This window comes from Arthrobacter sp. TWP1-1 (assembly GCF_049897845.1).
Classification (GTDB): domain Bacteria; phylum Actinomycetota; class Actinomycetes; order Actinomycetales; family Micrococcaceae; genus Specibacter.
The window spans coordinates 134285-145744 of sequence record NZ_JAFCXC010000008.1; the positions used below are offsets into that span (position 1 = coordinate 134285).

At 59.7% G+C, this 11460-nt stretch carries 9 protein-coding genes; 6 read left to right on the forward strand and 3 right to left on the reverse strand.

Going from position 1 to position 11460, the window contains the following annotated elements:
- Position 1 precedes the first annotated feature (1 nt).
- From ACP7B9_RS14120 to ACP7B9_RS14130, 3 genes are all read left to right on the forward strand, one after another.
- Positions 2 to 1360 (forward strand): MFS transporter, encoded by a 1359-nt coding sequence (locus ACP7B9_RS14120; protein WP_425864365.1) that lies wholly within the window; start codon positions 2 to 4, stop codon positions 1358 to 1360.
- A 143-nt stretch (positions 1361 to 1503) separates the two neighbouring features.
- A complete protein-coding gene (locus ACP7B9_RS14125) occupies positions 1504 to 2772 on the forward strand; it encodes a DUF4192 domain-containing protein (protein WP_425864367.1) in 1269 nt (422 codons plus the stop codon).
- A 383-nt stretch (positions 2773 to 3155) separates the two neighbouring features.
- A complete protein-coding gene (locus ACP7B9_RS14130; RefSeq protein ID WP_425864427.1) occupies positions 3156 to 4370 on the forward strand; it encodes an RNA polymerase sigma factor in 1215 nt (404 codons plus the stop codon).
- Between the two features lie 243 nt (positions 4371 to 4613).
- Here ACP7B9_RS14130 and ACP7B9_RS14135 read toward each other — a convergent pair whose 3' ends face one another.
- A complete protein-coding gene (locus ACP7B9_RS14135; RefSeq protein ID WP_425864368.1) occupies positions 4614 to 4838 on the reverse strand; it encodes a DUF7455 domain-containing protein in 225 nt (74 codons plus the stop codon).
- Positions 4839 to 5056: 218 nt separating this feature from the next.
- Between ACP7B9_RS14135 and ACP7B9_RS14140 the strand changes: the two genes are divergently transcribed.
- On the forward strand, positions 5057 to 7177 hold the full coding sequence (locus ACP7B9_RS14140; protein ID WP_425864369.1) for a DNA gyrase/topoisomerase IV subunit B: 2121 nt from the start codon (positions 5057 to 5059) through the stop codon (positions 7175 to 7177).
- 21 nt (positions 7178 to 7198) lie between these two features.
- Here the strand turns inward: ACP7B9_RS14140 and ACP7B9_RS14145 are convergent, their stop codons facing one another.
- The gene (locus ACP7B9_RS14145; RefSeq protein WP_425864371.1) at positions 7199 to 8149 is read right to left on the reverse strand and encodes a M56 family metallopeptidase; all 951 of its coding nucleotides are present in this window, start codon (positions 8147 to 8149) and stop codon (positions 7199 to 7201) included.
- A gap of 47 nt (positions 8150 to 8196) precedes the next feature.
- Complete coding sequence (locus tag ACP7B9_RS14150; protein WP_425864372.1) at positions 8197 to 8574, reverse strand: BlaI/MecI/CopY family transcriptional regulator; 378 nt, start codon at positions 8572 to 8574, stop codon at positions 8197 to 8199.
- 171 nt (positions 8575 to 8745) lie between these two features.
- Here ACP7B9_RS14150 and ACP7B9_RS14155 point away from each other — a divergent pair, with 171 nt between their 5' ends.
- Both ACP7B9_RS14155 and cydB read left to right on the forward strand, forming a co-directional pair.
- Positions 8746 to 10332, forward strand: a complete 1587-nt coding sequence (locus tag ACP7B9_RS14155; protein ID WP_425864374.1) for a cytochrome ubiquinol oxidase subunit I — start codon at positions 8746 to 8748, stop codon at positions 10330 to 10332.
- A gap of 57 nt (positions 10333 to 10389) precedes the next feature.
- On the forward strand, positions 10390 to 11460 hold the full coding sequence (gene cydB / locus ACP7B9_RS14160) for a cytochrome d ubiquinol oxidase subunit II (protein ID WP_425864376.1): 1071 nt from the start codon (positions 10390 to 10392) through the stop codon (positions 11458 to 11460).

Consider the following 11460-nt stretch of genomic DNA (forward strand, 5'->3'; position numbering starts at 1 on the left):
GGTGGATAGTAAACGTGCATGGTTGGTGTGGGGTGTTGGCGTATTTGCGTACCTGATTGCGGTGACGCATAGAACCTCCTTTGGTGTTGCTGGACTTGTTGCCACCGATCGCTTTGACGCTACGGCGTCGGCGCTCTCTGCCTTCACCGTCATTCAGCTTGTGGTGTATGCCGTTTTGCAAATCCCCGTCGGCGTCCTCGTAGACAGGTTTGGCCCGCGGATCATGATCGCCACGGGTGCTGGTTTGATGGCTGTGGGTCAGCTGCAGCTGGCGGCGGCCACCTCTGTCCCTGGCGGCGTAGTTGGCAGGATCTTCGTCGGGGCAGGCGACGCAATGACATTTATTGCCGTCATTCGCCTGATCCCGCTGTGGTTCCCTTCATACCGAGTTCCGGTACTGACCCAGCTGACAGGTCAACTGGGCCAATTTGGTCAGCTCATCAGCCTTGCTCCCTTTGCTTTTGTCCTTCACGCTGCAGGCTGGAGCCCTGCTTTTGCGGGCCTCGCCGGGTTGGGTGTGCTGGCGTGTGTGCTCTCTGCTGCCCTGCTGCGCAATGCGCCCAAGGGTTTGGAAACGCCGGTCTCCAAGAGCGGAATCAGGGAAACTGCCATTGATTTGTCTACGGCGTGGCGACAGCCGGGTACTCGGCTGGGCATGTGGAGTCACTTCGCCACCCAGTTCAGCGGTACGGTCTTTGTTCTCACCTGGGGCTACCCATTCCTGGTATCCGGTCAAGGCCTCGATACCGGAACAGCCAGCATATTGTTGAGCCTTTTTGTGGTGGTTGGCATTATCTGCGGTCCCTTCCTCGGCAGTTGGGTAGGCCGCCACCCCCTACGCCGTTCAAGCATGGTGCTCGCCGTGACGTTAGCCACGGCAGCCGCTTGGGCCGCAGTCATTTCCCATTCGGGTCCTTCACCGCTGTGGCTGCTCGTGATTTTGATCCTGGTGCTCGCCATTGGCGGTCCGGCGTCGATGATTGCCTTCGACTTCGCGCGGACATTCAATCCGTCCCACAGGATTGGCACGGCCACCGGAATCGTCAATGTTGGTGGCTTCGTGGCCGCGCTCATCAGCATGTACATCATCGGAATTATTCTCGACCTGCTCAACAGTGTCGGCTTTTCACCTGATGGGCTGTACTCCCTTGATGCCTTCCGCGTGGCGTTTTCCTTCCAGTTCCTGGTCCTTGGCTTCGGCTTTGCAGCGGTAGCCGTGACTCGTCGCAAAGTTCGTCGCGGCATGGCTGAGCGCGGCGAAATGGTACCCCCGCTTCGTGATGTCATCGCCGACAACCGACGACGGCGTGAACAGTTCAAGCAAGAACAAAAGGATCAGCGCGCAGCTCGCAAGCGCTGAGGCTGGTCGCCGGGAGCGCCGCTTCCGGTTTTGCCGAAGATTTTTTTAGTTTCTATGCGGATCTGTGCCTGCGTTATCCACAGATTCGGCGATTTCGCCTATTGGCCCTTTCTTCCATGCCCGGCCAGCGGGAACCTTGGGGCATGGGAAATCAAGTAGACAAAATCAGGGTAAGCGCCGGTGAGGACCTCCTGGCTTTCATTCCCCACATGGTGGGGTACTGGCCCAAGCACAGCATCGTCTGTATCGGCATGAGCGGGAAGCGGCTACGGGCTACCATGCGGCTGGATCTGCCGCCGGATGACAGTTCTGATGCACAACAATTTGCTGATATTGCCGCATCGCAATTGTCCAGTGATAGCGAGGCCGATGGCTGCCTTATCGCAATTTTCGGCAGGGAAGACTGGGTTGACCCAGCGGATTTCCCGCAGGCAGGGAGTTACTTGGCTTTGCGTGTTGCTTTTGCCGAGGCAGGCATGCCGGTACAGGATGCCTGGTACGTGGGCACCGAGCATTGGCGGAGTCTGGAATGCACGGATGCGGCGTGCTGTCCGTGGCCTGGCAAGGACAACGTCTCCATCAAGGAAAGTTTCGTCAACACGGAGTTCATCTACCGGGGGAGCATGGTCGGGGAAAGCCCCAAGGAACAGATTCGGGAGCTCATTGCCGTCAAGGATGAAGCTTTTGCTACCTCGGTCGCCGCCGCGGGGAACGATCTACGGGAGCCGCTGGCTGACTCCGGCCGCGGATCCGCGCAGATCGCAGTCACTCTCGGCGCCTGGGAATACAGCCTGAGTCGATGGCCCAAAACACCCGATGCTTCCATGACCGCCTTCTTGCTGGCCAGCCTGGCTGACACCACAGTGCGCGATACAGTCATCGTGGCCTTGGCAACCACTGCGAACCACGCGCTCACCGGGGCATCCGGGATGGGACTCTTGGAAGGGGACATGACTTCTGTTGTGGCGCCTCGCAATTGGCATGGTGGCAACCAGTCAGCCCCGAGCATCGTAGAAATTGAAAGCTACAGCGACACGGCCTACCTCCTGGCTTGCCGAGACTTTGGCAACATCTTGGTGGGCGAGGTTGGGGACCACGACGGCGGGGCCAGAGGGCCGAACTGGGACCGACTGGACAGGGCCGAACCACTGCTGGCCTTCCTTGCCAGCGCCACGAATGCCGCTGACAAGGCTCCGGTGCTCTGCCTGCTGGGATGGATTCAATGGTGCAAGGGCCGGGGCACCTGGGCGGGCAATTACTTTCAGCTGTGCCAAGGCTTCCAGCCCCGGTACCGGCTGGCCAGCATGTTGGATCAGCTGCTTGCCGTTGGCTACATAGCAGCCTGCGCCAAGGACCAGCGCACCGCCTGGCACGGCCGCAAGGATGAAAGCATCGGTGACCAAGCGGCCTAGCGAATCGTCGGCCAGTTTGGGGATGCAGCGCTCGTGGATGCAAGCGGAATGGGTGCGGAAAACATGGTCGAGGCGGCGGTGCGGGCAAGGAGCACGAGGCAAATCGTGAGACACTATAAGTCGAGACCCGGTTGGGTTCGTGTTGATGCATTAATGAAGTTTGGAATATAAGGATCCGGAAGGCATTTTCTTCTGGTGAGGCGGGAACAAAGCCGCCCCACAGGGAGTTATACCCTTAGACCCTCCAAGCAGAAGTGATGCGCCAAGCAACGCGGACTTGACAGGGTCATAGTGGTGTTGCCCGAAGGTAACTCCACAGACCGCCGTAAGAAAGGTTTTCTGTGTCTGCTACTGCCAAGAGCAAAGTCTCCCCAACGAAGGAGATCGAGGATCCCACCTCTTCAGCCACCGCGCCGCTGACTCCAGCACAGAAGCGCGCTGCCACCATCGCTGCCAAGAAGGCTGCAGCCGGTGATGATGCGGCCCCTGTCGCCAAGAAGGCTGCCCCGGCCCGACGCGGCAAGGCCAAGGCTAAAGATGAAGAAGAGCAGAGCTCGGATTCCGCTGCAGAAGAGGACGAGCAGGACGACGCAAAACCCGAGCGTCCAGTTGCCACCGGAACCGGCTTTGTTTACTCCGATTCCGACGACGACGATGCACCCGTCCAGCAGGTCATGTCGGCCGGTGCAACAGCTGACCCGGTCAAGGATTACCTGAAGCAGATCGGCAAGGTTGCCTTGCTCAACGCGGAGCAGGAAGTCGATTTGGCCCTGCGCATTGAGGCTGGTCTTTTTGCCACCGAGAAGCTCAAAGCTGGCCGGGACTCCATGGACCCCCAGCTCCAGCGCGATCTCGACCGCATTGTGCATGACGGCGGCCGCGCCAAGAACCACCTCCTCGAGGCCAACCTTCGTCTCGTTGTGTCGTTGGCAAAGCGCTACACAGGCCGTGGCATGCTCTTCTTGGACTTGATCCAGGAAGGCAACCTTGGCCTGATCCGTGCAGTTGAGAAGTTCGACTACACAAAGGGCTTCAAGTTCTCCACGTATGCCACCTGGTGGATCCGTCAGGCCATCACTCGCGCCATGGCCGACCAGGCGCGCACCATCCGTATTCCCGTGCACATGGTGGAAGTCATCAACAAGTTGGCCCGGGTTCAGCGGCAGATGCTGCAGGACCTTGGTCGCGAACCAACACCGGAAGAATTGGCCAAGGAATTGGACATGACCCCGGAAAAGGTTGTTGAGGTTCAGAAGTACGGCCGCGAACCCATCTCCCTCCACACCCCGCTGGGTGAAGACGGTGACTCTGAGTTCGGTGACTTGATTGAAGACTCCGAGGCTGTTGTACCGGCCGACGCAGTGTCCTTCACCTTGTTGCAGGAACAGCTTCACTCGGTACTTGATACCTTGTCCGAGCGCGAAGCCGGCGTAGTCGCAATGCGCTTCGGTTTGACCGACGGTCAGCCGAAGACTTTAGACGAAATCGGCAAGGTCTACGGAGTTACGCGTGAGCGCATCCGTCAGATCGAATCCAAGACCATGTCCAAGCTGCGCCACCCGTCGCGTTCACAGGTTCTGCGCGACTACCTGGACTAATCCCCACGGCCTCCCAATGTTTAGATCGCTAGCGATCCAAACATTGGGTCCCTCGGCCGCGTGGGCCCAAGGATGGGCCTTGCAAGTAACCCGCAGTAGTCGTCGAAAAAATGCCCTTTGAGGCGCTTTTTCGACCACAACTGCGGGTTACTTTGTTTTTGGGCTCGTTGAGGGCGAGGCCCGGTAAAAGGGCAAAAATGTAGGGCCCCGGACGAATCCGGGGCCCTACATTTGGAAAATTATTTAGTCCACGGGGACCGGAGCCTTTTCGGTGAGACGGCTGGTCTCGTCGTGCCACTCCGAGGAGATGGGCTTCAGGTTAGCCTCAACCGAGCGGGCATGATGTCCGCAGAAGAGGAGTTCCCCGCCGGAGGATTCCAGAACGACCCGCACGTAGGCTTGGGCGCCGCAGCGGTCGCAACGGTCCAAAGTATTCAGCTCTCGGCTGGCGATGGCGGTGGTAGTCATGATGGCCTCCTTCATAGATCTTGATACCTATATAACCATTAGTCGTCGCTGTTCCATCCCTGGAAGGGTGTACTTTCGCTCACCGCGTAGCCGTGTCGATACGGCACGCCTGTCAGGGGCCGGCGCCCGCAGCGGTTAACCTTGAGTGAGGCAGGTGCAGGCCTGACCGCCCTATATTTGCTTGGCCCACAGGCTTTGCCAACACAGTCATAAGGAGTATGCCAACCGTGGCACGTTCGAGTTCCGATTACAGCGCCCGCCACCTCTCTGTTCTGGAGGGGCTGGAAGCTGTCCGGAAACGTCCCGGCATGTACATTGGCTCCACCGACTCCCGCGGACTGATGCACTGCCTCTGGGAGATCATCGACAACTCTGTTGACGAGGCCCTGGCCGGCTACGGCCAGAACATTTCCGTGATCCTGCACAAGGACAATTCCGTTGAAGTGCACGACGACGGCCGTGGCATCCCTGTGGACGTGGAGCCCAAGACCGGACTCACCGGACTGGAAGTAGTTCTCACCAAGTTGCATGCCGGCGGTAAGTTCGGTGGCGGCTCATACGCAGCATCCGGTGGTTTGCACGGCGTGGGTGCCAGCGTGGTCAACGCCCTGTCCGCACGGATGGACGCACAGGTCGATCGTGGTGGAAAGACTTACCAGATGAGCTTCCGCCGGGGCGAGCCGGGGCACTTTAAAGACGTCGGCCGAACTCTCAGCCCTGAGGTGACATTCGAACCGTTCGTTGAGGACTCCAGCCTTGACATTGTGGGAACCACCAAGCGTGGAGTGACCGGAACCCGCATCAGATACTGGGCCGATCGCCAAATTTTCACCGCCGACGCGAAGTTCTCCTATGAGGAACTCGTGGCAAGGGCGCGCCAGACGTCCTTCCTGGTTCCGGGATTGAAGATCCGCATTGTTGACGAACGCCGTGTTGCAGGTACTCCGGGGGAGTTTGCCACCCACGAAGAGACGTTCCACCACGACGGCGGCATCTCGGAGTTTGTAGATTTCCTCTCCGTTGGTGGACCTGTTACCGACATTTGGCGCATTCATGGCAACGGTACGTTCACGGAGACCGTTCCGGTCTTGAACGCCCAGGGCCATCTGGAAAGCACGGCCGTGGAGCGCGATTGTGAGGTGGACATTGCGCTGCGGTGGGGCGTGGGTTATGACACCACAATGCGCAGCTTTGTGAACATCATCGCGACACCCAAGGGTGGGCGCCACCAGGAGGGCTTTGAGCTTGCTCTTCTCAAGACGTTCCGCAAGGTCATTGAGACCAATGCTCGCAAGCTCAAGGCTGGCAATGACAAGATCGAGAAAGATGACGTTATGGCGGGAATGACGGCCGTGTTGACGGTTCGTCTTGCCGAGCCGCAGTTTGAGGGCCAGACCAAGGAGATCTTGGGCACGCCTGCAGTGAAGAACATTGTGGCCAAGGTTGTGGAACGCGAACTCAAGGCCAAGCTGGAATCTACGGCCCGCGGGGAGAAGATTCAGGCCGCGACGCTGCTTGAAAAAGTGGTTTCGGAGATGAAGTCGCGTATTTCCGCACGAGTTCACAAGGAAACTCAGCGCCGCAAGAACGCGTTGGAGACCTCGTCCTTGCCCACCAAGCTGGCTGATTGTCGCAGTAACGAAGTCGAGAAGAGCGAGCTGTTCATCGTCGAAGGTGACAGCGCACTCGGTACGGCAAAACTTGCGCGGTCTTCCGATTTTCAGGCCCTGCTGCCCATTCGTGGAAAGATTCTCAACGTCCAAAAGGCGTCGGTGGGGGACATGCTGGCCAACGCCGAATGCGCGGCCCTGATCCAAGTGGTGGGAGCAGGCTCGGGCCGTAGCTTTGACCTGGAATCGGCACGCTATGGCAAGGTCATCCTGATGACGGACGCCGATGTGGATGGTGCACACATTCGGACCCTGCTGCTCACGCTCTTCTTCCGGTACATGCGTCCCATGATCGACGCCGGACGTGTCTTCGCCGCTGTCCCGCCGCTCCACAGGGTGGAGGTCATCAACGCCGGCGCCAAGGCCAACGAGATGATCTACACCTATTCCGAGAAGGAACTTCATACGTTGCTGGCGAAGCTGGCAAAAACGGGCAAGCGCTACAAGGAGCCGATCCAGCGGTACAAGGGATTGGGTGAGATGGACGCCGACCAGCTGGCCGAGACCACCATGGATCCGCGCCACAGAACGTTGCGTCGGGTCACGAGCACCGATGCGGACCGTGCCGAGCACACCTTTGAATTGCTGATGGGCTCCGAGGTGGCACCGCGCAAGGACTTTATTGTGGCCGGAAGTGAATTCCTGGACCAGGACCGGATCGACGCATAGCGCTCAGGCGCCGTACTGCAATCAAGGCATGATGCCAGGCACCAGCAGCAGTGCCGTGGGAATGGCAAGGAGCAGGATTGCCCCGGCTACCACCAGCACCTGAAGCCCGGCTCCCAAGCTCGGGGTAGGAGTTAGCAGGCGCCCCAACCGTGCCGAGGTGGTTGCTGGTGTGTCGATCTGGCTGGTATCGCCGGCCAGCAGGGTGTTGGCCGGAAGCTGTGCCGGCCCACTTGCCACCAAGGCGATGGCCGTGACTAGGGTTGACTTGCTCACCGAACGCAAGGCGACGTCGTCGGCCAAAATCTCGATGAGTGAGGACACTGCGCGCTGGGCCAGCTTCGAGGTCGGCAACCAGGGGAGTGCCGAACGCCAGGCGGCAAATGCCCACAACAACAGGTGGTGCCGTTGCGTCAGATGTGTCTGCTCGTGGAGGAGCACGGCACGCAGTTCATCGGGGGAGAGAAGCTTTAGCAGGCCCTCGGACAAGACGGTGATGGATCGCGAGCCACCCGGCAGGCAGTACGCAACCGGCGCCTGATGGCTGATCACGAAGGTGTCGGGCCGATCATCCGAAGGTGAGCTGAGTAGGTTCAGCAGGTCCCTGTGGCGGCGGCGTTGGCGCAGAATCCGGAAGTAGCTCAGCCACAGTGTGAAGACGAGGTGCGCGGAAAGCAGCGCTGCCGCGCTCAGGGCGAAGGCGTGCACCAGGCCCAGCGTGTCAAGTGATTGTTGGCCAAGAAGAATGTTTGCCAAGCCCCGCAGGCCTCTGGCCAAATTGTCGCCCAGTGGCACCAGCCCGTAGCAAAGCATGGCTCCGATCATTGAGAGCCCACCGGCGAGTGCGATCGATTGCCAGAGCACCATGGCAGCAAAAGGGGCTCGTGCGGGCCATGCCGCACGAGCCAGAAAAACGGGAACCGGCCAAGCCAAGACCACGGCAAGGGCGGCGAGGAACCAAGAGGTCCAAAACATGTACTACAACTTACCGTGAAACGGCACTGATGGCGGCGGTGCGGTTGCTAGTGGCCCAGCAGCTTGCGAAGGGTTTCGGCTTCCCCTGCGCTGACCGTGCCGATGAATCGGGCGAGAACTGCCTCGCGGTCCGGTGCGGAACCCAGGACTTCCAGCATGAGTTCGGCGGTGTGGTCCTCGCGGCTTGTTACGGCGCGGTAGCGGTGCGGGCGTGAGGAGCGTTCGCGCTCCACCAGGCCCTTCTTCTCTAGGCGTGAGAGGACCGTCAGAACTGTAGTGACGGCCAATGGCCGCGACTCAACGGAGCTGTCTTCCGAGGAGGGGCGCTGCGAGAGCAGGTCGCGCAGACTATTGGCCGTAATGGCTTCCTGATGTTCCCACAGCAGGTCCATGACAGCTCTTTCGAGATCTCCAAGCGTTGCCATGTACTTCCTTAAAATAAAATCTGTGCGTCAAAACGTGGCACACGGAACATGTGCACACCTCTAATGTACAGCTTTTGACAGCAATGTTCTACACAGGGTAGAACTAGAACTTCTACAGCAAGTAGAAATTATTGCGGGACCTGAAGTTTTTAGAACGACGAGGGGAATTTCGTGGAAGCTCTGGACATTGCCCGATGGCAGTTCGGGATAGTGACCGTGTACCACTTCCTGATGGTGCCACTCACTATTGGGCTCGGTGGGCTGGTTGCGATATTGCAGACCCGTTGGCTCAAAACAGGCAAAGAAGAATACCTGCGGATGACGAAGTTCTGGGGCAAGCTGTTCCTGATCAACTTCATCATGGGCGTGGCCACCGGCATTGTTCAGGAGTTCCAATTCGGCATGGCCTGGAGCGAGTACAGCCGCTTCGTGGGTGACGTCTTTGGCGCCCCGCTGGCGATGGAAGCGCTTCTGGCCTTCTTCGTCGAGTCCACCTTCCTTGGTTTATGGATCTTCGGCTGGAAAAAGCTGCCGGCCAAGGTTCACCTCGCCTGCCTGTGGATAGCCGTGGCAGGATCCATTGTCTCGGCGTACTTCATCCTCGTGGCCAACTCTTGGATGCAGCACCCGGTTGGAGTGGAAATGGTTGATGGGCGTCCGGTCATGAACGACGCCTGGGCTGTATTCACCAACAACACCGCGGTTGTGGCCTTCTTCCACACCATCACCGGTGCCTTCGCCGTGGCCGGCGGGTTCCTATTGGGTATTTCCTGGTATCACCTGTGGCGCCGCCGCAAGGACGGGATTGACACTGTTGGTGCTGACGGACGCGTCATTGTTGGCAGCTCCGAAACCATCCCTGGCCGCGACAAACGGGATCACTCGGTCTGGATCAAGTCCTTGCGGATTGGTGCCGTCGTGGCCATGATTGCCTTTGCCGGTTCGGCTATCTCCGGAGACATGTCGGGAAAGCTCATGTTCGAACAGCAACCCATGAAAATGGCCGCAGCCGAGGCCGCTTGTCATGACGGCACGAGCTTCTCCATACTTTCCCTAGGTGATGTGGGAGCCAAAGACTGTTCCGACGTCGTCGCCGTCATGGAAGTTCCGGGTCTGCTCTCCTTCCTGGCCCACAACGATTTCGACACCGAGATCAAGGGCGTCAACACCCTCGTCCCCAAGTATCAGGAAAAGTACGGCAAATACCTCCCCGATGATCCCATGTACGGCGCCAACGCTGGCCAAGAGATCAACTACGTCCCGGTCATGCCTGTCACCTACTGGGGCTTCCGTATGATGATCGGCTTCGGCGGGCTCGCCGCCATGGCCGCCGCAGTTGCGCTCTTCGTCACGCGCAAGGGCACAGTACCGAAGTCCAAGGGCCTGATGCGCCTTGCCCTGATTGGCATCCTTGCTCCGTTCGGGGCCAATGCGGCAGGGTGGATCTTCACCGAAATGGGCCGCCAGCCCTTCGTTGTGGCACCAAACCCCTCCATGAGCGGCGTGGACCAGGTCTTCCTGTTCACGGCTGCGGCCGCATCCCCGGGAGTTTCTGCCGGCGAGGTGATCTTCTCCCTCGTTACCTTGGCCACCGTGTACGCCGTGCTGCTCGTGGTGGAGGTAAAGCTCTTGACCAAGTACATCCGGGGCGGAGTTGTCTCTGCTATGCCCGAACTCGACCAGACGAAGAAGAAGGACGACGGCGCCAACGGCCCGGGCGGAGATGGCGGCGACGATGTTCTTGCGTTCGCGTATTGATTCCTGCCGGTACCACACCACGCTCCCTGATCTGCTGCTGGAACTAAAGGACTAATGATGGATTTTCTGCCTACTTTATGGTTCATACTCATCGCCGTGCTCTGGACCGGTTACCTCTTCCTCGAGGGCTTCGACTTGGGTGTTGGCATGCTCATGAAGACCTTTGCCCGTGACGAGAAGGAGCGCCGGCTCCTGCTCAATACCGTGGGGCCGGTGTGGGACGGCAACGAGGTGTGGTTGATTACGGCCGGCGCCGCCACCTTTGCGGCCTTCCCCTTTTGGTACGCCTCGCTCTTTTCAGCCCTGTACATCCCGCTTGTCTTTGTGCTGCTTGCCCTGATCTTCCGCGCCGTGGCCTTCGAATATCGTGGCAAGATCCACTCGGAGATGTGGCGGCGGGTCTGGGACTGGGCCATCGCCGTCGGCTCGCTGCTTGCAGCGTTTGGTGTTGGTGCCATGTTGGCCCTGACCACCACGGGCCTGCCACTGAATGCCAATGGTGACCGGGTCGGCGGGCCCTTCGCCTGGTTCACTTGGTATGCCGTACTGGGTGGCTTGGCCGTGGTCGGCTTTGCGGTGATTCACGCGGCTGCATTCATAGCGCTGAAGACCGACGGCGACGTCCGCCACCGGGCGCGCCGCCTAGTGGGTCGCTGGTTGCCGGTGGGACTTCTGCCGATGGCGCTCTGGGCCATCGCGGTTGCCGCCGAAAACGGCAAGTGGTTCAGCTGGTTGTTGATCGCTGTTGCCGTGGTCGCTGCCATCTCATCGTGGGTGGCCAACCGGGCGGGCCGGGAAGGATTCAGCTTCCTGGCCATGGGCGGCTTTCTCTTGGCCGGAGTCGCGTCCATCTTCAGCGCTGTCTACCCCGTGGTGCTGCCCTCCACACTGAACCCAGTGTGGAACCTGACCGTGGAGAACGCATCGTCCTCGAGCTACACGTTGGGGTTGATGTCCATCGTGGCTGCCATTGGCCTCCCGTTGGTCCTGGCCTACCAGGCCTGGACGTACTGGATTTTCCGTAAGCGCATCAGCGTGACGCACCTGCCCGAACCGCACGACTTTGCCCCCGCCGTCGGGCCGGCCCAAGCAGCCGAATCCGTTGCTGTGACGGGCGGCCAGATCTAA

Bases quoted from the DNA above. Each gene is read 5' to 3' on its own strand.
- cydB (WP_425864376.1), top strand. From the start codon at position 10,390: ATGGATTTTCTGCCTACTTTATGGTTCATACTCATCGCCGTGCTCTGG.
- ACP7B9_RS14150 (WP_425864372.1), bottom strand. From the start codon at position 8,574: ATGGCAACGCTTGGAGATCTCGAAAGAGCTGTCATGGACCTGCTGTGG.
- ACP7B9_RS14135 (WP_425864368.1), bottom strand. From the start codon at position 4,838: ATGACTACCACCGCCATCGCCAGCCGAGAGCTGAATACTTTGGACCGT.
- ACP7B9_RS14140 (WP_425864369.1), top strand. From the start codon at position 5,057: ATGCCAACCGTGGCACGTTCGAGTTCCGATTACAGCGCCCGCCACCTC.
- ACP7B9_RS14145 (WP_425864371.1), bottom strand. From the start codon at position 8,149: ATGTTTTGGACCTCTTGGTTCCTCGCCGCCCTTGCCGTGGTCTTGGCT.
- ACP7B9_RS14125 (WP_425864367.1), top strand. From the start codon at position 1,504: ATGGGAAATCAAGTAGACAAAATCAGGGTAAGCGCCGGTGAGGACCTC.